We start from the raw sequence: 21590 nt of genomic DNA, 5'->3' as shown, positions 1-21590 counted from the left end.
TCAGGCTTCAAGATTCTCTTTCACCCAGGCAGCAAAATCGGTATAGCCGCCGATGTGTTGCTGATCGACAAAGATCTGCGGTACGGTTTCTACTGGTTTACCCGCTTTCTGTTGTAAATCTTCTTTGCTAATCCCTTCTGCACGAATATCAACATACTGATATTCAAAGTCATCGCGTTCATTACTCAGTTTGTCTGCCAACTCTTTAGCACGCACGCAGTAAGGGCAACCCGGACGACCAAAAATAACGGTTTGCATTGTTTCTCTCCTCATCTGTTTATGTCCGCCATGATTACGCCAAAATTTATTCGCTGAAAGTAGGTTTAACCTGTTGCATTGATTGCTTAAAGCTATAACTGTTAAGCACAACGCAACGAAAGGTTTTAAAATAGCAATTCACTTTGCAGAGGGAAGCCTATGCGCGCGATCGGTAAATTACCTAAAAGCGTGTTGATACTGGAATTCATCGGCATGATGTTACTGGTGATGGCACTGCTGTCGTTAAACCATTACCTTTCGCTTCCGGTGCCGTTTTCGACGCCAGAGATACAAATTCTGATGATTTTTCTCGGTGTTTTGCTCATGCTTCCCGCTGCGGTGGTGGTTATTCTTCAGGTGGCAAAACGGCTTGCCCCACAACTGATGAACCGCCCACTGGAATCTTCACGTTCAGAAAGAGAAAAAGATAATGACGCCAACCATTGAACTTATTTGTGGCCATCGCTCCATTCGCCATTTCACTGATGACCCCATTTCTGAGGCGCAGCGTGAGGCGATTATCAACAGCGCCCGAGCGACTTCCAGTTCCAGTTTTTTGCAGTGCAGTAGCATTATTCGCATTACCGACAAAGCGTTACGTGAAGAACTGGTAACGCTGACCGGCGGGCAAAAACACGTAGCGCAAGCGGCGGAGTTCTGGGTGTTCTGTGCCGACTTTAACCGTCATTTACAGATCTGTCCGGATGCACAACTTGGTCTGGCGGAACAACTGTTGCTCGGTGTCGTTGATACGGCAATGATGGCGCAAAATGCGTTAACTGCAGCGGAATCGCTGGGGTTGGGCGGAGTATATATTGGTGGACTGCGCAATAATATCGAAGCAGTGACAGAACTGCTGAAGTTACCAAAGCATGTTCTGCCGCTGTTCGGGCTGTGCCTTGGCTGGCCTGCGGATAATCCGGATCTCAAGCCGCGTTTACCGGCCTCTATTGTAGTGCATGAAAACAGCTATCAACCGCTGGATAAAGACGCTTTGGCGCAGTATGACGAGCAACTGGCGGAATATTATCTCACCCGTGGCAGCAATAATCGTCGGGATACCTGGAGCGACCATATTCGTCGGACAATCATTAAAGAAAGCCGTCCTTTTATTCTCGATTATTTGCATAAACAAGGTTGGGCGACGCGCTAAAACCGTAACGCCGATGTATTATACGCGGGCTTTTGACCAGGTCTGACAGAGAGGTGCAGGGTGAAAATTGCCATATTGTCCCGGGATGGAACGCTCTATTCGTGTAAGCGGCTGCGTGAAGCCGCTATACAGCGTGGTCACCTGGTTGAAATTCTCGATCCGCTTTCTTGCTATATGAACATTAATCCTGCGGCGTCTTCTATTCATTATAAAGGCCGCAAGCTACCCCATTTTGACGCGGTGATCCCACGCATTGGCACCGCCATTACCTTTTATGGGACGGCGGCGCTACGCCAGTTCGAAATGCTGGGGAGCTATCCGTTGAATGAATCGGTCGCGATTGCCCGTGCGCGTGACAAATTGCGTTCCATGCAACTGTTAGCGCGACAGGGCATTGACCTGCCTGTAACAGGTATGGCGCATTCGCCGGATGATACCAGCGACTTAATCGAGATGGTCGGTGGTGCGCCGCTGGTGGTCAAGTTGGTCGAAGGCACGCAGGGGATTGGAGTGGTGCTTGCGGAGACGCGTCAGGCAGCAGAAAGCGTAATTGATGCTTTTCGCGGTCTTAATGCGCATATTCTGGTGCAGGAATATATAAAAGAAGCAAAAGGCCGTGATATCCGTTGTCTGGTCGTTGGCGATGAAGTGGTCGCGGCAATTGAACGGCAGGCGAAAGAGGGCGATTTTCGCTCCAATTTGCATCGCGGAGGTGCGGCAAGCATTGCCAGTATTACCCCGCAGGAGCGTGAAATTGCCATAAAAGCCGCGCGAACGATGGCTCTGGATGTTGCTGGTGTGGATATTCTGCGTGCAAATCGCGGACCGTTAGTGATGGAGGTGAATGCGTCGCCCGGTCTGGAAGGAATAGAGAAAACCACCGGTATCGACATCGCGGGTAAAATGATCCGTTGGATTGAGCGCCACGCCACGGCAGAATATTGCTTAAAAACCGGTGGTTAGTCGCAATAACGTGATTGATCATGGTTTTGCCTGCGCTTTTTGCGTAAGCTGTGCCAGTCTTTTTATCGGAAGAGGTTGTACAAAATTATGACATCGCTGGTCGTTCCTGGTCTGGATACGTTGCGTCAATGGCTCGATGACCTGGGGATGAGTTTTTTTGAATGTGATAACTGTCAGGCGCTACATCTGCCGCATATGCAGAATTTCGACGGTGTCTTTGATGCCAAAATCGACCTGATTGATAACACGATCCTGTTTTCTGCCATGGCGGAAGTCAGACCTTCAGCCGTGTTGCCGCTGGCGGCGGATTTGTCGGCCATCAATGCCAGTTCGCTGACTGTGAAAGCATTTCTTGATATGCAGGATGATAATCTGCCAAAGCTGGTGGTTTGCCAGTCTTTATCCGTTATGCAGGGCGTAACCTATGAACAGTTTGCATGGTTCGTACGCCAGAGTGAAGAGCAGATTTCGATGGTCATCCTTGAAGCCAATGCCCATCAACTACTGTTGCCGACTGACGATGAAGGGCAAAATAACGTTACCGAAAACTATTTCCTTCACTGATAACTCTTTTTGAGCACGCAGTCGCTGCCGCAGTGACTGCGCATTATAATATTTCCTGCTAAATTTAACCTTCCATTAAAGATTTTTTCACTTGTCTTGTGCCGAATTTGCTTTATCACATAGAGCAAATGCGCATAAAAATTTGTTAAATACTGTTTTTTAATTACAGCTATAGTTTCAAACCCTGGCTAAAGTTATTCTTGCAAGGCTTTTATATAGCGAGCAATGCTGGCCGGGAGAGAGTTCTCTTTTCTTGCGCCGCGCCGATAAAAAATATGCACGTTTATTGCATATCTTTCAGTGTGACAACTTTTGTTCGTTTGTTAACGAACTTTCAGAAGGAAAGAGATATGACCGCCTTAAATAAAAAATGGCTATCGGGTCTGGTTGCAGGTGCTCTGATGGCCGTCTCTGTCGGCACGCTCGCGGCTGAACAAAAAACACTCCACATCTATAACTGGTCTGATTATATCGCTCCAGATACAGTGGCAAATTTTGAAAAAGAGACGGGTATAAAAGTCGTCTACGATGTTTTCGATTCCAACGAAGTATTGGAAGGCAAGTTAATGGCGGGGAGCACCGGCTTTGATCTTGTCGTTCCATCAGCCAGTTTTCTTGAACGCCAGTTGACTGCTGGTGTATTCCAGCCGTTGGATAAAAGCAAATTGCCAGAATGGAAGAATCTCGATCCAGAACTGCTGAAGCTGGTGGCAAAACACGATCCCGACAATAAATTTGCCATGCCGTATATGTGGGCGACCACCGGAATTGGCTACAACGTCGATAAAGTCAAAGCGGTACTGGGCGAAAACGCGCCAGTCGATAGCTGGGACTTGATCCTCAAACCTGAAAATCTGGAAAAACTGAAAAGCTGCGGAGTCTCGTTCCTCGATGCGCCGGAAGAAGTGTTTGCCACCGTGCTGAATTATCTCGGCAAAGATCCCAACAGCACCAAAGCGGATGATTACACTGGCCCGGCAACCGATCTGCTGTTAAAGCTGCGCCCGAACATTCGTTATTTCCATTCATCTCAATACATTAACGATCTGGCAAACGGCGATATTTGCGTCGCTATTGGCTGGGCGGGCGATGTGTGGCAGGCGTCTAACCGCGCGAAAGAAGCGAAAAACGGTGTGAATGTCTCTTTCTCGATTCCGAAAGAAGGGGCGATGGCATTCTTTGATGTATTCGCCATGCCTGCGGATGCCAAAAATAAAGACGAAGCGTATCAGTTCCTGAATTACCTGCTGCGTCCGGATGTCGTAGCGCATATCTCCGACCATGTGTTCTATGCTAACGCCAATAACGCAGCCACGCCGCTGGTGAGTGCGGAAGTCCGTGATAACCCAGGAATTTACCCGCCTGCGGACGTTCGCGCCAAAATGTTCACACTACAAGTGCAGGATCCAAAAATAGATCGAGTGCGCACTCGCGCCTGGACCAAAGTGAAGAGCGGAAAATAATCTGCTGTTGTAGATGCCGGACGGGTGCACCACACCCGCCGGCAATTCGCACCATCATGGTGCGCTTGCACACATTCAATGCCGGAGAGCAGCCGTGAATGACGCTATCCCTCGCCCGCAGGCGAAAAGTCGTAAGTCGCTGACACCACTATTAGAAATCCGTAATTTGACCAAATCCTACGATGGTCAACATGCGGTCGATGATGTCAGTCTGACCATTTATAAAGGCGAAATCTTCGCGCTGCTGGGCGCATCCGGCTGTGGTAAATCCACGCTGTTACGTATGCTGGCAGGTTTTGAACAACCTTCTGCCGGGCAGATTATGCTTGATGGCGTCGACCTGTCACGGGTTCCTCCTTATCTGCGGCCCATCAATATGATGTTTCAGTCTTACGCGTTGTTTCCCCATATGACCGTGGAACAGAACATCGCCTTTGGCCTGAAGCAGGACAAATTGCCAAAAGCGGAAATTGCCAGCCGGGTCAACGAGATGCTCGGACTGGTACATATGCAGGAGTTCGCCAAACGCAAACCACACCAGCTTTCCGGTGGCCAACGCCAGCGTGTGGCCCTGGCCCGAAGCCTTGCCAAGCGCCCGAAACTATTACTGCTCGATGAGCCGATGGGGGCGCTGGATAAAAAATTGCGTGACCGGATGCAGCTTGAAGTGGTGGATATTCTGGAGCGTGTCGGCGTGACCTGCGTAATGGTTACTCACGATCAGGAAGAGGCGATGACCATGGCGGGGCGTATCGCCATTATGAATCGCGGGAAATTTGTTCAGATTGGCGAGCCGGAAGAGATTTACGAGCATCCGACTACCCGCTATAGCGCCGAGTTTATTGGTTCAGTCAACGTCTTTGAAGGGCTACTAAAAGAGCGTCAGGAAGACGGCTTGTTGCTCGATTCACCGGGGCTGGTCCATCCGCTGAAAGTCGATCCGCTGGCGTCAGTGGTCGATAACGTGCCGGTACATGTGGCGCTGCGACCGGAAAAAATCATGCTTTGCGAGGAGCCGCCCGCCAATGGTTGTAACTTCGCGGTGGGGGAGGTGATACACATTGCCTATCTCGGCGATCTTTCGGTGTATCACGTTCGTCTGAAAAGCGGGCAGATGATTAGCGCCCAGCTACAAAACGCGCATCGTCACCGCAAAGGGCTACCGACCTGGGGTGATGAAGTTCGTTTATGTTGGGAAGTGGACAGTTGTGTGGTGCTGACGGTTTAAGGAGCAAAGATGAGTACACTTGAACCTCCTGTCCAGCCGGGCGGGTTAAAACAGTGGCTTACGCAGTGGCAGATGAAGCACGGGCGCAAACTGGTCATTGCGTTGCCATATATCTGGTTGATCTTGCTGTTTCTGCTGCCATTTCTGATTGTCTTTAAAATAAGCCTGGCGGAGATGGCGCGCGCCATTCCACCGTATACCGAACTGATGGAGTGGGCTGACGGGCAACTGTCCATCACCCTTAATTTCGGTAATTTCCTGCAACTGACCGACGATCCGCTCTATTTCGATGCTTATCTCCAGTCGTTACAGGTGGCGGCGATTTCGACATTTTGCTGTTTACTGATCGGCTACCCGCTGGCGTGGGCGGTGGCGCACAGTAAACCATCGACCCGCAATATCTTATTGCTGCTGGTGATCCTGCCGTCGTGGACCTCGTTTCTGATCCGCGTTTATGCCTGGATGGGAATATTAAAAAACAATGGTGTGCTGAATAATTTTCTGCTGTGGCTGGGCGTTATCGATCAACCACTGACCATTCTGCATACCAACCTGGCGGTCTATATTGGCATTGTTTACGCCTATGTGCCGTTTATGGTGCTGCCGATCTACACCGCGTTGATTCGTATTGATTATTCGCTGGTGGAAGCGGCGCTGGATCTCGGTGCACGACCGCTGAAAACGTTCTTTACTGTGATCGTGCCGCTGACTAAAGGTGGGATTATTGCCGGGTCGATGCTGGTGTTTATCCCGGCCGTGGGCGAGTTTGTGATCCCGGAACTGCTCGGCGGTCCGGATAGCATCATGATCGGGCGCGTGCTGTGGCAGGAGTTCTTTAACAACCGCGACTGGCCGGTGGCCTCGGCGGTAGCGATCATCATGTTGCTGCTGCTCATCATTCCTATTATGTGGTTCCACAAGTATCAGCAAAAAAGTGTGGGAGAACACGGATGAATAATTTACCGGTCGTTCGTTCGCCCTGGCGGATTGTGATTTTGCTGCTGGGCTTCACCTTTCTTTATGCGCCAATGCTGATGCTGGTTATCTATTCATTTAACAGCTCGAAGCTGGTGACGGTGTGGGCGGGCTGGTCAACGCGTTGGTACGGTGAGTTATTGCGCGATGACGCAATGATGAGTGCGGTTGGTTTAAGCCTGACAATTGCGGCCTGTGCGGCGACGGCGGCAGCGATCCTCGGGACAATTGCGGCGGTGGTGCTGGTGCGCTTTGGCAGGTTTCGCGGATCAAATGGTTTTGCCTTTATGATCACCGCGCCGCTGGTAATGCCAGATGTCATCACGGGCTTGTCGCTGTTATTGTTATTCGTCGCGCTTGCTCATGCCATTGGCTGGCCTGCGGACCGCGGTATGCTCACCATCTGGCTGGCGCATGTCACTTTCTGTACGGCTTATGTGGCAGTCGTTATTTCTTCGCGCCTGCGGGAACTTGATCGCTCGATAGAAGAAGCGGCGATGGATCTCGGTGCGATGCCGCTGAAAGTGTTTTTCGTCATTACGCTACCGATGATCATGCCCGCGATCATTTCTGGCTGGTTACTGGCTTTTACTTTGTCGCTTGATGATCTGGTGATTGCCAGCTTTGTTTCCGGGCCGGGAGCTACCACGTTACCGATGCTGGTCTTCTCCAGCGTGCGGATGGGGGTGAATCCAGAAATTAACGCACTTGCAACGTTAATTCTTGGCGCGGTCGGAATTGTCGGATTTATCGCCTGGTATCTGATGGCGCGTGCAGAAAAGCAGCGGATACGCGATATCCAGCGTGCAAGACGTGGCTGAAGACACTAAAATTTGCCAACCTGGCTACATAATGCCGCGCATGTCGCGGCATTGTTTTCATGGAAGACGAACCGTTGGGATTTTTTAAGAAAACATCTTCATCACATGCTCGCCTGAATGTGCCTGCGCTGGTGCAGGTGGCGGCGCTCGCCATTATTATGATCCGTGGCCTCGACGTGTTGATGATTTTCAATACATTAGGCGTGCGCGGTATTGGCGAGTTCATTCATCGCAGCGTACAAACCTGGAGTTTAACGCTGGTCTTTTTAAGCAGTCTGGCGCTGGTTTTTATTGAGATCTGGTGTGCGTTTTCGCTGGTGAAAGGGCGTCGCTGGGCGCGCTGGTTGTATCTACTGACACAAATCACGGCCGCCAGTTACTTGTGGGCTGCTTCGCTGGGTTATGGTTATCCGGAGTTGTTCAGCATTCCCGGTGAATCAAAACGTGAAATCTTCCATAGCCTGATGCTGCAGAAGCTGCCGGATATGCTCATCCTGATGCTGCTGTTCGTTCCCTCGACCAGTCGGCGGTTCTTCCAGTTGCAATAATGTGTATAATCGTCGCCCCTGATGATGTGAAGGTCAATGTATGCAGTGCGCACTTTACGACGCGGGTCGCTGTCGTTCCTGTCAGTGGATAACGCAGCCGATTCCACAGCAACTCTCCGCTAAAACCGCCGATCTTAAAAATCTGCTGGCCGATTTTCCGGTTGAGGAATGGTGCGCGCCGGTGTCAGGCCCGGAACAAGGGTTTCGTAATAAAGCCAAAATGGTGGTGAGTGGTAGCGTTGAAAAACCACTGCTCGGTATGCTGCATCGCGACGGCACACCGGAAGACCTTTGTGACTGCCCGCTTTATCCAGCCTCATTTGCGCCCGTTTTTGCGGCGTTAAAACCGTTTATCGCCCGTGCGGGGCTAACGCCTTACAACGTGGCGCGTAAACGTGGCGAACTGAAATACATTCTGCTGACTGAAAGTCAGAGCGATGGCGGCATGATGCTGCGTTTTGTGTTGCGTTCCGAAACCAAACTGGCGCAACTGCGTAAGGCGCTACCGTGGTTACAGGAACAACTACCGCAGCTGAAAGTTATTACCGTCAATATTCAGCCGGTACATATGGCGATTATGGAAGGGGAGACGGAGATCTACCTGACGGAACAACAGTCGCTGGCAGAGCGTTTTAACGATGTGCCGCTGTGGATCCGCCCGCAAAGTTTCTTCCAGACTAATCCGGCGGTCGCCAGCCAGCTGTACGCTACCGCGCGCGACTGGGTACGGCAGCTGCCGGTTAAACATATGTGGGATCTGTTCTGCGGCGTGGGGGGTTTTGGTTTACACTGCGCGACGCCTGACATGCAGTTAACCGGGATCGAAATTGCGCCAGAAGCCATTGCCTGTGCGAAGCAGTCAGCCGCTGAACTGGGCTTAACGCGTCTGCAATTTCAGGCGCTGGATTCCACTCAGTTTGCCACCGCTCAGGGAGAGGTGCCGGAGCTGGTGCTGGTTAACCCGCCGCGCCGCGGCATTGGTAAACCGCTGTGTGATTATCTCGCAACGATGGCACCGCGTTTTATTATCTACTCCAGCTGTAATGCTCAAACGATGGCTAAAGATATTCGCGAACTGCCTGGTTATCGCATTGAACGGGTACAGCTTTTTGATATGTTCCCGCACACCGCGCACTATGAAGTGCTGACGCTGCTGGTGAAACAATAAAAAAGCCGCGGCTGCGGCTTCAGATTTCTGATCAGGTGCGCTTTGTTCATGCCGGATGCGGCGTGAACGCCTTATCTGGCCTACAAAATCATGCTAAATCAATACATTGCAGAGTTGATGTGGGCCGGATAAGCGCAGCGCATCTGGCAATCTTACTTTTGTCATCAGTCTCAATTACTGTGGGAACCACTGGTCATTGATTTTCTGATACGTGCCGTCAGCTTTAATTGCTGCCAGCGCGTTATTCAGTTTTTCCAGCAGAGCTTTGTTATCCGGACGTACAGCGATACCCAGGCCGGTGCCGAAGTATTGCGGATCGGTCACTTTTTCAGTAGCAACGCCCAGTTGCGGATTGGTTTTCAGCCATTCGTTTACCACCGCTGTGTCACCAAATACCCCATCAATACGACCATTTTTCAGATCGATAAAGGCATTCTGATAACTGTCATAGGAGACAGTTTTCACTTCCGGGTGCTGATCCTGAATATATTTCTGGTGCGTGGTGCCGTTTTCCATCCCAATGCGTTTGCCTTTCAGGTCGGCAAACGTTTTGTAGGTATCTTTTTTGGCAATCACGACGGCTGAGTTTTCATAGTAGGGCGTGGTAAACGATACCTGCTTGCTACGCTCCGGCGTGATATCCATACCGGAGATTACGGCGTCATATTTTCTGAATTTCAGTGACGGGATCAGGCTGTCGAAAGCGTGATTAGTAAAAGTACATTCTGCCTGCATTTGTTTGCACAAGGCTTTTGCCAGGTCGATATCAAAGCCGACAATCTGGTTATTGGCATCCATCGACTCGAACGGAGGATAGGTCGCTGATACGCCAAAATTGATTTTCTCTGCGGCAGAAGCACCGAAAGTAAAGGAAGCAAGTAATGCGGCAAGAACTAACTTTTTCATGATGGAACTCCCGTCTGTCAATCTTATGATTTTTGGCCGTGTCTGCGGCATGGGATAACAATGCCACTAAGTGAATTTATATGCAATAAATATGATTAAATAATTTCTTCCGAATAAAAAAAGACGGACAACTTAGTGGTTTGCCCGTCTTCATTATAAGAATTTATGCACTATGTGGGTTCTGTGCAGGTGTCTGATGCGACGCTGGCGCGTCTTATCAGACCTACAAAACCGTACGCAGCTACATTAATTCCGTCGCTCAAACGCCAGCGCTTTGCGCTCTATCAAACGCATCATCAGCGTCAGCAGGCCGTTAACGATCAGGTAAATAATCCCCGCCGCGCCAAATACCATCACATCGTAGGTGCGTCCGTACAGCAACTGGCTGTAACCCATCACTTCCATCAACGTAATGGTGTATGCCAGAGAGGTACTTTTGAACACCAGCACCACTTCGTTGGAATACGAAGAGAGCGAGCGTTTAAACGCATACGGCAGCAGGATCGCCAGCGTGTCTTTTTGGCTCATTCCCAGAGCGCTACAGGACTGCCATTGACCTTCCGGGATCGCGCGGATCGCGCCGTAAAACAGTTGCGTGGTATACGCCGCACTGTTCAGCGACAACGCAATCAGTGCACACAGCCACGGTTCTGACAAGAGATGCCACAGTGCCGGATACTCCTGCAACGTCGGGAATTGGCCCGGCCCGTAATAAATCAGGAAGATCTGCACCAACAGCGGCGTACCAGTAAACAGCGTGATATAACCCCGCACCAGCCACACCAGCACCGGCGTTTTCAGCGTCAGGATAATGGTAAAAATCAACGCCAGAATCAGCGCCACAATCAGCGAGGCAACGGTTAGCGTCAGGCTGGTATGCAGCCCTTTCATCAGTTCAGGTAAATACTCAAACATTAGCTGGGCCTCCGCTCAAAACGTGTCGCGCGCAGGTCAATGCGTTTGAGAATGTACTGGCTGAGCAGGGTAATCACCAGGTAAATCGCCGCCGCCACAATGTACCAGGTAAATGGTTCCTGGGTACGGGTAGCGATGCTTTTGGTTTGTAGCATTAAATCATTCACACTAATCAAACTGACCAACGCGGTATCTTTCAGCAGCACCAGCCACTGGTTACCGAGACCAGGCAGCGCATGACGCCACATCTGCGGCATCACCAGACGGAAAAAGATAGCCGATTTCGACAGCCCCAGCGCCTGACCGGATTCCCACTGGCCAACTGGCACCGCTTTTAATGCACCGCGCAGCGTTTGCGAGGCATAGGCGGCATACAGCAGCGACAGAGCGATGACACCACAAAGGAACGGGCTCACGTCGAAGTTCTCGATGTCCATCTGCACCGGGATCTGTACGATCCCAAGATTGATGGTGAAGCCATCCGAAAGCGTCAGCAGCAGCTGTGAGGAGCCAAAATAGATAAACAGCACCACCAGAATTTCTGGCAGGCCGCGCAGAACCGTCACCAGCGCCGAGCCCGCCCACGCGACAGGACGCCATTTTGCCGACTCCCACACCGCAAAGAACATCGCCAGCGCCAGCCCGACAATCAATGCACAAACGGCAAGGCCGACGGTCATCCCGGCGGCGCTTGCTAAAGGGAAAAATTCATTCATCAGGAATTACTTCTGGAACCATTTGTTGTAGATGGTTTCGTAAGTGCCATCTTTCTTCACTTTTTCCAGCGCAGTGTTGAATTTCTGCTGCAGTTCAGTGTTGCCCTGACGTACCGCAATGCCGAGGCCAGTGCCGAAGTAATCTTTGTCGGTCACTTTGTCGCCCACTGCCGCCAGTTTCGGGTTATCTTTCAGCCATTCGGTGACCACAGCGGTGTCACCGAATACGCCGTCGATACGACCGTTTTGCAGATCCAGTTTTGCGTTCTGGTAGCTGTCATACGGAACTGTGGTGATTTCCGGATGCTTATCCATAATGAACTTCTGGTGCGTCGTCCCGTTCTGAACGCCGACTTTTTTGCCTTTCAGCTGATCAACGCTGGTGTATTTACCCTGCTGACCCACAAACAGCGCGGAGTTGTCATAGTAGGGCGTGGTAAACAGCACCTGCTTTTCACGCTCCGGGGTGATATCCATGCCCGCCATCACTGCTTCTACGCGACGGAATTTCAGGCTTGGGATCAGGCTGTCAAACGCCTGGTTAGAGAAAGTGCAGGTTGCATCAATCTCTTTACACAGCGCCTGTGCCAGGTCGACGTCAAAACCGACAATCTGGTTATTCGCATCCATCGATTCAAATGGAGGATAAGAGGCTTCGGTAGCAAAACGAATGGTTTCGGCAGCTGTAGCGGAAAGACTAAAACCTGCAATTAGCGCGGCAATCAGAACTTTTTTCATTGTTGTTATCCCGAATCTTAGTGAGAGAGATAGTTTTTAAATGCTTCGGTTTGCGGCTCGGTAAAGCAGCTCGCGTCGCCTTGTTCTACGATGTGACCGTTTTCCATATACACCACACGGCTGGCGGTTTTACGCGCCACTTCTACTTCGTGGGTGACGATCACCTGGGTAATATTCGTTTCCGCCAGCTCACGAATAATGCTGACGATTTGTGCGGTAATTTCCGGATCCAGCGCGGCGGTCGGTTCATCAAACAGCAGTACCTGCGGTTCCATCATCAGCGCGCGGGCGATAGCGACACGTTGCTGCTGACCACCAGAAAGGTGCAGCGGGTAACGATCGCTATAAGGTTTGAGACGCAGACGTTCCAGCAGTTTTTCTGCACGGGCCAGTGCCTGATCTTTACTCAACCCCAGCACGCGGCAGGGCGCTTCAATCAGGTTTTGCTGTACCGTCAGATGCGGCCATAGGTTGTATTGCTGAAACACCATCCCGACGTTACGACGCAGCTCGCGGATCGCTTTGTCAGATGGTGTTTTAGTGAAATCGAAATGGTTGCCTGCGATGTTGAGCGTACCGGAGCGCGGCATCTCTAGCAGATTGAGTACACGCAGCAGCGAGCTTTTCCCCGCGCCGCTGGGGCCAAGTAACACCAGCGTTTCGCCTTGCGGGCAATCCAGCGTGATATCGAACAGCGCCTGATGCGCGCCGTAGAAGCAATTAATGCCGTTTAATTGAATACTCATTGACACTCGTATACTGGCAGTCGGATAGCTATTGAAGTCGAAGATAGTACCTTTGACAGAATAATTATGCAATATTTCTGCTTTAAAAGTTAAAAGCAAAGCGCATTATTCAATAAACATAGCACAAAATAACGGCGGCGAAGGGCGGCGAGCATAAATGTCGGCATTCTTCACAGAATGCCAGACAATTTATGGGGGTTATCGTTTAATCAAGGTTTTAGCGGTTCTCTACGGACTGGCGCAGAGTGCCGGCAGGTGCGTGTACGCTGCCACCTAAATAGCGCACATCGTCGATCACCCAACACTGTCCTTCCTGAATCATCAACACTTCATCCTGCCAGCTCTGGTCGCCTTGTTTCAGATTCACCCGCAGCGGAATATTGCGCGCATCGCGATTTGGGATGGTCGAGGCGCTGGCAACTTGTGCGCTGTCAGGCAAAGTGGTGCGACTGGAGAACGGATCGCTGCTTAACAATTCGCGATGGCTGTTATCGCGGCTGGCATTACTCAGCAGAGTTGCCAGTTTGTCACTTAAATATGGACGCAGAGCGGTAATGTCGTTACTGCGGTGCGAAATGCGGTAATCATAAAACTGCTGGGCCACGCTGTCAGGTCCGCCCTGAACGCAAGATCCCGTACGGGGGCCATTATCTTTATAGGCAGGCGTGACGGTGGTACAAGCACTGAGTAACAGTGCGCAAGGGATAAGCATAGTCAATTTGCTGTAGCGCATAATGATTTCCTTATAAGCGAACACCTTGAAAGCGTTCTACGATAATAATGATATCCTTTCAATAATAGCGTATCAGTCCGATAATGCTTTGAAGATCGAAGGCTTAGCAAACAAGGAGATCGATCATGCAATTTTCCACAACCCCAACACTTGAAGGCCAGACCATCGTTGAATATTGCGGCGTGGTGACTGGCGAAGCGATTTTAGGCGCTAACATTTTTCGCGATTTCTTTGCGGGTATCCGCGATATCGTTGGCGGACGTTCCGGTGCGTATGAAAAAGAACTGCGTAAAGCGCGGGAGATAGCCTTTGAGGAACTTGGTGAGCAGGCGCGAGCGCTGGGGGCTGACGCCGTGGTCGGCATTGATATCGACTACGAAACGGTCGGGCAAAACGGCAGTATGCTGATGGTTAGCGTCAGCGGAACGGCGGTGAAAACGCGTCGATGAGCAGAGTCTTCTGGCTGGTTGCCGCCGCTTTGTTCCTGGCTGGGTGTGCAGGCGAAAAAGGCATTGTCGAGAAAGAGGGATACCAGCTTGATACCCGACGCCAGGCGCAGGCGGCGTATCCGCGCATTAAAGTGCTGGTGATCCACTACACCGCAGAGGACTTTGATACGTCACTGGCGACACTGACCGATAAGCACGTAAGTTCGCATTATCTGGTTCCTGCCGAGCCACCACTTTACAACGGCAAGCCGCGTATCTGGCAACTGGTACCGGAACAGGAACTGGCCTGGCATGCAGGGATTAGCGCCTGGCGCGGGGCAACGCGCCTTAACGACACCTCTATTGGCATTGAGCTGGAAAATCGTGGCTGGCAGAAATCGGCGGGGGTGAAATATTTTGCCCCGTTTGAACCGACACAAATTCAGGCGCTTATTCCACTGGCGAAGGATATTATCGCCCGCTATCACATCAAACCGGAAAACGTAGTGGCTCATGCAGATATTGCGCCGCAGCGCAAAGATGATCCCGGGCCATTATTTCCGTGGCAGCAACTGGCACAAGAGGGGATTGGTGCCTGGCCTGATGCGCAGCGGGTGAACTTTTATCTTGCCGGGCGCGCGCCGCACACACCGGTAGATACCGCCTCATTGCTGGAACTGTTGGCCCGTTACGGCTATGACGTGAAACCAGAAATGACTCCTGGCGAACAGCAACGAGTGATTATGGCTTTCCAGATGCACTTCCGCCCGACGTTATATAACGGCGAAGCGGATGCAGAAACTCTGGCAATTGCACAAGCGTTGCTGGAGAAATACGGTCAGGATTAGCGCGGCAGTTTTCCGTGGTCGCGTAACCAGGCGGCAGTTTTCTCTATACCTTCATCCAGCGTGATGACAGGCTGATAACCTAACTCTTCCTGTGCACGCGTAATATCCAGCGTAAAGTCAAAATTCAACTTGGAGACGCCGTAGTGAGTTAGCGGCGGCTCTTTCGCTGACTTGCGGCCTAAACGCTCCATGCTGCGGGCGATCATATCCAGCATCGGGTAGGGAATTGAACGAATACGGCAATCAATATTCAGTTCGTCGATGAGCTTCTGCACGATGCTGCGTAGTGTACGATGCTCACCATTGGTAATGTTGTATGCCCTGCCGGAAGGCAGTTTGTCGCAGTTTTCCTGGCTCGCCAGCCACATGGCATGCACGGCATTTTCGTAGTAGGTCATATCGACCAGCGCACTGCCGCCATGCGGTAATAAAATGCTGCCGTAGTGGTGCATCATATGCGCCAGGCGGGGGATGAACACTTTATCGTGCGGTCCGAACAGACTCTGTGGGCGCAGAATAGTAAAGCGCGTTTGTGGATTCGCCTGCGAAAGCATATTAATCACTTCTTCGCTGGCAGCTTTGCTGCGGGCAAACTCGTTAGCGAAGCGGTGAGGGCGAAAATCTTCTTTAATATCGCGATGATGGTGATAATCGAAGTACAGGGAGGGGGAAGAGATATGAATAAAGTTACGCACTCCCCAGGCAACAGCCCATTCGCCCAGGCGACGCGTAGCGCGAACGTTGGCCAGGTCGAAAGCCTGCTGCGTTCCCCACGGCGAAGTAAAGCTGGAGCAGTGCCACAGCGTATCAATGCCTGCGAGCATCACTTTAGCCTGCGATGAGACTAGTTCGGTCAGATCCGCCCGGACAAACTCTGCGCCCATTTTTTCCAGCAATTTGCCCATCGCTTCGTTGCGACCGGTCGCTCTCACGCTGATGCCTTTCCGGCATAAAAATTCAACCGCGTTTCGACCTAAGCCGCTGGTAGCGCCGGTAACCAGTACCTTCATATCATTCCACTGTTGTTGATAAGACGACGTGCGCATTCTTTCGTGATTTCCCCCTTGATGCAATGGGAAACATGAAAGAATCACGCAGGTTTTTTTCGATTAATCTGTGATTTGTTCTGCAAGTCTGGCGATTCGTTTTGCCATGCCGCGAAAAATAAACAGATGTGCAGGGATCATGAAAAGCCAGTAAAACAGGCCTGGCATGCCGTGCGGATGCCAGAAAGCGCGAACGTCTATGGTGCGGTAGTTGCCTTTATCCTCCAGCGTAAAACAAAGCCGCCCCAGTCCCGGTGCTTTCATACCAAATAACAACGTAAGTTGTTTTTCCGCTTCAACGACAATCACTTTCCAGCTATCTACCGCATCTCCCGTCTGCAAATATTCCCGCTCAGGGCGACCTTTCGCCAGTTTATGACCGATCGCGCGGTCCATTAGCGCCCGGGTCTGCCACAAAATATTGCCAAAGAAATAACGTTCTTTACCGCCGATTTGATTGACTACCCGCCATAGCGCCTGAAGGCTGGCGGACGTTTTAACCGTAAAACCGGCTTGTTTGGCGAAGTAACCGTATTCTGGTCGCCAGCGAGCAAAAGCCTGCGCGTCATATCCCCAGTCGCTGGAGTTGACCAGTTTTTCTTCCTCTTTCAACGTGCTACGTACCGCATCATCGAAAGCGATCAGCGGTTGTGGAATGAGTGCACGTAACGCGGTGTCATCTGCCAGCAGATCGTGTTTCAGCCCCTGAATCAACGCTTTGGCGGTGGTGGGCGGTACGGAAGTAATCACATTGAGAAACCACACCGAAATCCAGCGGGTGGGAAAGGGGATGGGGATCAACCAGCGGCGCTTACCGCTCACGGTCATAAAAAGTTCAAATTGTTGTTGATAACTTAGCACCTCTGGCCCGGCGGCTTCGAAGACCCGATGTTCGCAGGCCGGATGATCTAACAGCGCCACCAGATAGTGCAGCAGGTTTTCCAGCGCAATAGGCGTGGTGCGTGAACGGACCCAGCGTGGCGGTGTTAACACTGGCAGGTTGTAAACCATATCGCGCATCACTTCAAACGCCGCAGAACCTGCACCAACGATAATTCCGGCCCGCAGTTCGGTCACTGGTACATTCGCTTCACGAAGAATGTCCGCCGTGGCCTGACGAGCTCGCAGATGGTCCGACTGCTCATGTGGCGGAGCCTGCAACGAACTGAGAAAGATGACTTGCTTAACTGGCACTTCGCGTAGCGCATCGCGGACGTTGAGAGCCACCTGCCGCTCCTGAGCGATAAAATCGCCGCCTTCACCCATGCTATGCACCAGAAAATAGACCGTATCGATATCCTGCAACAGGGCCGGAAGATTATCCGGCCAGCTGAGATCGACTTTATGGCAACTGACGTTTGCCAGTTGCAGCTTTGCAAGCCTGTCGACATGACGTGCCGCCGCCAGGATCTGATGCCCTTGCTGGCTGAGTGTGCGCACCAGATGCTGACCAATGTAGCCACTGGCACCGAGAACTAAAATGCGTTGCGGCACGTCTCTCTCCTTAACGCGCCAGGAATGCGCGCCAGTGGGCGGCGACTTCAGCCAGTTGCTCGCGCGAGACGTCGAGATGCGTCACCAGGCGGACAATCGGCGAGGCGTTAATCAGTACGTTTCTCGCTTTCATGTATTCGCCTAACGCGGCGGCATTTTCTTCCCCGACGCGAACAAACAGCATATTGGTGTCCTGACGCATCACATCCGCGCCTGCTTCACGCAGCTGCTCCGCCATCCAGGCGGCGTTATCGTGGTCTTCCTGCAAGCGTGCGACGTTATTTTTCAGCGCATACATCCCGGCGGCTGCCAGAATCCCGGACTGGCGCATCCCGCCACCTGTCATTTTCCGCCAGCGAATGGCACGTTTAATGTAGTCACGGTTACCGACCAGTAACGAACCGACTGGCGTACCAAGACCTTTCGACAGACAAATGGTGAACGAATCACAATATTGCGTGATCTCTTTCAGTTCGCAGCCATAAGCCACGATGGCGTTAAAGATGCGCGCACCGTCAACATGCAGCGCCAGATTGCGCTCACGGGTAAATTCCCATGCTTCTTTCAGGTATTCACGCGGCAGCACTTTGCCGTTGTGGGTGTTTTCGAGACTGAGCAATTTGGTGCGGGCGAAATGGATATCGTCGGGTTTGATTTTCATCGCCACTTTATCCAGCGGTAGCGTGCCGTCGGCAGCTGCGTCGATGGGTTGCGGCTGAATACTGCCCAGCACTGCTGCGCCACCGGCTTCAAACAGATAGTTATGTGCGGCCTGACCGACAATATACTCTTCGCCGCGTTCGCAGTGACTGAGCAGAGCGACCAGGTTGGCCTGAGTGCCGGTAGGCAGAAAAATGGCGGCTTCTTTACCGGAAAGCTCTGCCGCATAGTCCTGCAGAGCATTAACGGTAGGGTCGTCTCCGTAAACGTCGTCCCCAACCGGGGCGGCCATCATCGCTTCGAGCATGGCGCGGCTCGGTCGGGTAACGGTATCACTGCGTAAATCAATCATGGCATGTCCTTATTATGACGGGAAATGCCACCCTTTTTACCTTAGCCAGTTTGTTTTCGCCAGTTCGATTACTTCATCGCCGCGTCCACTGATGATTGCGCGCAGCATATACAGACTAAAACCTTTTGCCTGTTCGAGTTTGATCTGCGGCGGAATGGCTAATTCTTCTTTGGCAACCACCACATCCACCAGCACCGGACCGTCGATGGAGAAAGCGCGTTGCAGGGCTTCATCGACTTCAGCGGCTTTTTCCACGCGAATACCCGTAATGCCGCACGCTTCGGCAATGCGGGCAAAGTTGGTGTCGTGTAGTTCGGTGCCGTCAGTCAAATAGCCACCAGCTTTCATCTCCATCGCCACAAAGCCCAGTACGCTGTTGTTAAAGACGATAATTTTCACTGGTAGCTTCATTTGCACTACTGAGAGGAAATCGCCCATCAACATGCTAAAACCGCCATCGCCGCACATGGCGACCACCTGGCGTTCTGGCTCGCTTGCCTGCGCGCCCAGCGCCTGCGGCATGGCGTTAGCCATCGAACCGTGGTTAAACGAACCTAACAGGCGACGCTTGCCGTTCATTTTCAGATAACGTGCCGCCCATACCGTAGGTGTGCCAACGTCACAGGTAAAGATGGCGTCATCGGCGGCAAAGTGACTAATTTGCTGCGCCAGATATTGCGGGTGAATGGCTTTCTCGCTCGGTTTAGCTAAATCGTCCAGCCCTTTACGGGCATCGCGGTAATCTTCCAGCGCTTTATCCAGAAACTTGCGATCGGTTTTTTCTTCCACCAGTGGCAGCAATGCGCGCAGGGTTGATTTGATATCGCCGACCAGTGCCATATCTACCTTGCTATGCGCGCCGATGCTGGCTGGGTTGATATCAATCTGAATAATTTTGGCATCGGTCGGGTAGAAGGCGCGGTAGGGAAATTGCGTACCGAGCAGCACTAACGTATCGGCGTTCATCATAGTGTGAAAACCTGACGAGAAGCCGATTAATCCCGTCATTCCGACATCATACGGATTATCGTATTCGACATGTTCTTTACCGCGCAGGGCATGAATAATAGGCGCTTTAATTTTCCCGGCAAACTCAACTAACTCTTTATGCGCCCCCGCGCAGCCGCTGCCACACATCAGGGCGATATTGCTGGAATAACGCAGCAGTTGCGCCAGTTTGCGTAACTCTTCTTCTTCCGGTGTTATGACTGGCTGTGGTGCATGATACCAGTGCGTGGTTGCCCCTTCTGGCGCAGGTTTTAACGCCACGTCGCCCGGTAACACGACAACGGAAACGCCACGGTTTAGCACCGCTTTGCGCATGGCAATCGCCAGCACTTGTGGGATCTGCTCCGGGCTGGAAACCAGCTCGCAATAGTGGCTACATTCGCGGAATAACTCTTGCGGGTGGGTTTCCTGGAAATAGCCGCTGCCAATTTCGCTGGAAGGGATATGGGCGGCAATCGCCAGTACCGGAACGTGATTACGGTGGCAATCGAACAGGCCGTTGATTAAGTGCAGGTTGCCGGGGCCGCACGATCCGGCACAGACCGCCAGTTCTCCGCTAAGTTGTGCTTCAGCGCCAGCGGCAAAGGCAGCCACTTCTTCATGGCGGGTAGGCATCCACTCGATAGTGCCCATGCGATTAAGACTGTCACTAAGACCGTTCAGAGAGTCGCCCGTGACTCCCCAGATGCGTTTTACGCCTGCTGATTCGAGTGTTTTGGCGATATAAGCTGCAACCGTTTGTTTCATGGTTTTCCGTCTCCTGAATGTGATAACGGTAACAAGTTTAGTTCATCTGACGGAGGGGGAAGGGATGGGAGAAAAAGGAGGCACTAACGGTTAAACAGCCCGATGACAGGAATATCATCGGGCATAAGGTGATTACGCGAGAACCAAATCCCCCTGCGGATGGCAGGAGCAGGCCAGTACGTAACCTTCGGCGATTTCGGCGTCGGTCAGCGTCATTGTGCTGCTCACCGTATATTCACCGGAAACCACTTTTGTCTTACAGCAGCCGCAAACACCCGCACGGCAGGCGGCGACAACCGGAACGTTATTGCTTTCCAGCGCCTCCAGCAGCGTGGTGCCAACCGGAGCGTAAAATTCTTGCGCCGGTTGCAGTTTGGTGAATTTCAGACCGCTGGTTGCCGCTTCCGCCACTGGCGTAAAGAATTTCTCTTTAAAGAAACGCGTCACGCCGAGCGCCTTCACTTCCTGTTCCACCCAATCCATATACGGTGCCGGACCACAAGTCATCACGGTACGTGAGGCTAAATCAGGAACGCTTGCCAGCAGTTCACGAGTCAGGCGTCCGGCAACGAACCCCTCGGTAACGTTATTTTCCGCCACCAGTGTTACCGGATAATGACGCCACTCATCGGCGAAAATAACATCCTGCGGCGTACGCACGTTGTAGATCACCTGCACATCGGCCTGCGGACGGTTCTTCGCCAGCCAGCGACGCATCGACATAATCGGTGTGACGCCGCAGCCTGCCGCCAGCAACAGGAATTTATCTTCTGCTTTATCGTCGCAGGTAAATTCCCCCATCGCGTCCGAAAGCCAGAGATAATCACCGCGTTTTACATCGCGCGTCAGCCACTGGGAGCCGACACCGTCATCAATCCGCCGCACGGTCAGGGTGATATATTCACTCACACCTGGCGTGGAGGAAATGGTGTATGCACGCAGCGTTTCCGCTGAGTTTCGCACGCTGACCAGTGCATATTGCCCGGCGCGATATGGGTAGTAATCGTGGCAAATCAGGGAAATCGTCCACACATCCGGCGTTTCTTGCGTAATGTGATGAACCTGCATCCGCCACGGGCATTGATTCGTTGGCATCGTCATCGACAAACTCC

Annotated in this window: 24 protein-coding genes; 12 read left to right on the top strand and 12 right to left on the bottom strand. The window is 52.0% G+C overall.

The features are described from left to right. Nucleotides 1-258, bottom strand: a complete 258-nt coding sequence (locus tag FFT88_RS22345; protein WP_130205205.1) for a GrxA family glutaredoxin — start codon at nucleotides 256-258, stop codon at nucleotides 1-3. A gap of 159 nt (nucleotides 259-417) precedes the next feature. Here FFT88_RS22345 and FFT88_RS22340 point away from each other — a divergent pair, with 159 nt between their 5' ends. The 10 genes from FFT88_RS22340 (at nucleotide 418) to rlmC (ending at nucleotide 9141) form a co-directional block, all read left to right on the top strand. Continuing rightward, nucleotides 418-705 carry a YbjC family protein gene (locus tag FFT88_RS22340; RefSeq protein ID WP_135405734.1) on the top strand — a complete coding sequence of 96 codons (288 nt, stop codon included), beginning with the start codon at nucleotides 418-420 and terminating at the stop codon, nucleotides 703-705. Continuing rightward, entirely contained in the window at nucleotides 689-1411 is a 723-nt protein-coding gene (gene nfsA, locus FFT88_RS22335) for a nitroreductase NfsA (RefSeq protein ID WP_135405733.1), read from the top strand. The genes FFT88_RS22340 and nfsA overlap by 17 nt, the downstream gene beginning before the upstream one ends. A gap of 60 nt (nucleotides 1412-1471) precedes the next feature. After that, nucleotides 1472-2374 (top strand): 30S ribosomal protein S6--L-glutamate ligase, encoded by a 903-nt coding sequence (rimK, locus tag FFT88_RS22330; protein WP_130205211.1) that lies wholly within the window; start codon nucleotides 1472-1474, stop codon nucleotides 2372-2374. An 87-nt stretch (nucleotides 2375-2461) separates the two neighbouring features. Next, the gene (locus FFT88_RS22325; protein ID WP_000203025.1) at nucleotides 2462-2938 is read left to right on the top strand and encodes a YbjN domain-containing protein; all 477 of its coding nucleotides are present in this window, start codon (nucleotides 2462-2464) and stop codon (nucleotides 2936-2938) included. Between the two features lie 350 nt (nucleotides 2939-3288). Then, complete coding sequence (potF, locus tag FFT88_RS22320) at nucleotides 3289-4401, top strand: spermidine/putrescine ABC transporter substrate-binding protein PotF (RefSeq protein ID WP_135405732.1); 1113 nt, start codon at nucleotides 3289-3291, stop codon at nucleotides 4399-4401. Nucleotides 4402-4495: 94 nt separating this feature from the next. Beyond that, nucleotides 4496-5629: a putrescine ABC transporter ATP-binding subunit PotG gene (gene potG, locus FFT88_RS22315; RefSeq protein ID WP_130214734.1), complete on the top strand. Its 1134-nt coding sequence runs from the start codon at nucleotides 4496-4498 to the stop codon at nucleotides 5627-5629. A 9-nt stretch (nucleotides 5630-5638) separates the two neighbouring features. Continuing rightward, entirely contained in the window at nucleotides 5639-6583 is a 945-nt protein-coding gene (gene potH, locus FFT88_RS22310; RefSeq protein WP_135405731.1) for a putrescine ABC transporter permease PotH, read from the top strand. Further along, entirely contained in the window at nucleotides 6580-7425 is an 846-nt protein-coding gene (potI, locus tag FFT88_RS22305; protein ID WP_130258187.1) for a putrescine ABC transporter permease PotI, read from the top strand. The genes potH and potI overlap by 4 nt, the downstream gene beginning before the upstream one ends. Before the next feature lie 59 nt (nucleotides 7426-7484). Continuing rightward, nucleotides 7485-7973, top strand: a complete 489-nt coding sequence (locus FFT88_RS22300; RefSeq protein ID WP_130205221.1) for a YbjO family protein — start codon at nucleotides 7485-7487, stop codon at nucleotides 7971-7973. Between the two features lie 40 nt (nucleotides 7974-8013). Further along, complete coding sequence (gene rlmC, locus FFT88_RS22295) at nucleotides 8014-9141, top strand: 23S rRNA (uracil(747)-C(5))-methyltransferase RlmC (RefSeq protein WP_135405730.1); 1128 nt, start codon at nucleotides 8014-8016, stop codon at nucleotides 9139-9141. A gap of 174 nt (nucleotides 9142-9315) precedes the next feature. Here the strand turns inward: rlmC and artJ are convergent, their stop codons facing one another. From artJ to FFT88_RS22265, 6 genes are all read right to left on the bottom strand, one after another. Further along, nucleotides 9316-10047: an arginine ABC transporter substrate-binding protein ArtJ gene (artJ, locus tag FFT88_RS22290; protein ID WP_130214725.1), complete on the bottom strand. Its 732-nt coding sequence runs from the start codon at nucleotides 10045-10047 to the stop codon at nucleotides 9316-9318. 246 nt (nucleotides 10048-10293) lie between these two features. Continuing rightward, nucleotides 10294-10962 carry an arginine ABC transporter permease ArtM gene (gene artM / locus FFT88_RS22285; RefSeq protein ID WP_135405729.1) on the bottom strand — a complete coding sequence of 223 codons (669 nt, stop codon included), beginning with the start codon at nucleotides 10960-10962 and terminating at the stop codon, nucleotides 10294-10296. Continuing rightward, nucleotides 10962-11678 (bottom strand): arginine ABC transporter permease ArtQ, encoded by a 717-nt coding sequence (gene artQ, locus FFT88_RS22280; protein WP_130205229.1) that lies wholly within the window; start codon nucleotides 11676-11678, stop codon nucleotides 10962-10964. The genes artM and artQ overlap by 1 nt, the downstream gene beginning before the upstream one ends. Before the next feature lie 6 nt (nucleotides 11679-11684). Beyond that, nucleotides 11685-12416 carry an arginine ABC transporter substrate-binding protein ArtI gene (gene artI / locus FFT88_RS22275; protein WP_105454365.1) on the bottom strand — a complete coding sequence of 244 codons (732 nt, stop codon included), beginning with the start codon at nucleotides 12414-12416 and terminating at the stop codon, nucleotides 11685-11687. Between the two features lie 17 nt (nucleotides 12417-12433). Beyond that, nucleotides 12434-13162, bottom strand: coding sequence for an arginine ABC transporter ATP-binding protein ArtP (artP, locus tag FFT88_RS22270; protein ID WP_000027211.1), 729 nt, complete (start codon nucleotides 13160-13162; stop codon nucleotides 12434-12436). Between the two features lie 217 nt (nucleotides 13163-13379). Next, nucleotides 13380-13895, bottom strand: coding sequence for a lipoprotein (locus FFT88_RS22265; RefSeq protein ID WP_130205231.1), 516 nt, complete (start codon nucleotides 13893-13895; stop codon nucleotides 13380-13382). A 125-nt stretch (nucleotides 13896-14020) separates the two neighbouring features. Here FFT88_RS22265 and FFT88_RS22260 point away from each other — a divergent pair, with 125 nt between their 5' ends. Then, on the top strand, nucleotides 14021-14344 hold the full coding sequence (locus FFT88_RS22260) for a heavy metal-binding domain-containing protein (RefSeq protein ID WP_001160732.1): 324 nt from the start codon (nucleotides 14021-14023) through the stop codon (nucleotides 14342-14344). Further along, the gene (gene amiD, locus FFT88_RS22255; RefSeq protein ID WP_135405728.1) at nucleotides 14341-15171 is read left to right on the top strand and encodes an N-acetylmuramoyl-L-alanine amidase AmiD; all 831 of its coding nucleotides are present in this window, start codon (nucleotides 14341-14343) and stop codon (nucleotides 15169-15171) included. The genes FFT88_RS22260 and amiD overlap by 4 nt, the downstream gene beginning before the upstream one ends. Here the strand turns inward: amiD and FFT88_RS22250 are convergent. The 5 genes from FFT88_RS22250 to hcr form a co-directional block, all read right to left on the bottom strand. Continuing rightward, nucleotides 15168-16181, bottom strand: coding sequence for an NAD(P)-dependent oxidoreductase (locus FFT88_RS22250; protein WP_130236312.1), 1014 nt, complete (start codon nucleotides 16179-16181; stop codon nucleotides 15168-15170). The two genes, amiD and FFT88_RS22250, sit on opposite strands and share 4 nt — an antisense overlap. Before the next feature lie 99 nt (nucleotides 16182-16280). Next, entirely contained in the window at nucleotides 16281-17711 is a 1431-nt protein-coding gene (locus tag FFT88_RS22245; protein ID WP_135405727.1) for an SDR family oxidoreductase, read from the bottom strand. Between the two features lie 10 nt (nucleotides 17712-17721). Then, nucleotides 17722-18723: a low-specificity L-threonine aldolase gene (ltaE, locus tag FFT88_RS22240; RefSeq protein WP_001522745.1), complete on the bottom strand. Its 1002-nt coding sequence runs from the start codon at nucleotides 18721-18723 to the stop codon at nucleotides 17722-17724. Nucleotides 18724-18759: 36 nt separating this feature from the next. Next, nucleotides 18760-20478, bottom strand: a complete 1719-nt coding sequence (gene poxB, locus FFT88_RS22235; protein WP_130214717.1) for a ubiquinone-dependent pyruvate dehydrogenase — start codon at nucleotides 20476-20478, stop codon at nucleotides 18760-18762. Nucleotides 20479-20610: 132 nt separating this feature from the next. Then, a complete protein-coding gene (gene hcr / locus FFT88_RS22230; RefSeq protein ID WP_135405726.1) occupies nucleotides 20611-21579 on the bottom strand; it encodes an NADH oxidoreductase in 969 nt (322 codons plus the stop codon). Nucleotides 21580-21590 lie beyond the last annotated feature (11 nt).

The organism is Escherichia sp. E4930 (assembly GCF_005845405.1).
In the GTDB taxonomy this organism is placed as follows: Bacteria; Pseudomonadota; Gammaproteobacteria; order Enterobacterales; family Enterobacteriaceae; genus Escherichia.
The sequence above is the reverse complement of the archived record's forward strand: the minus strand, read 5'-3'. Positions and strand labels throughout refer to the sequence as shown.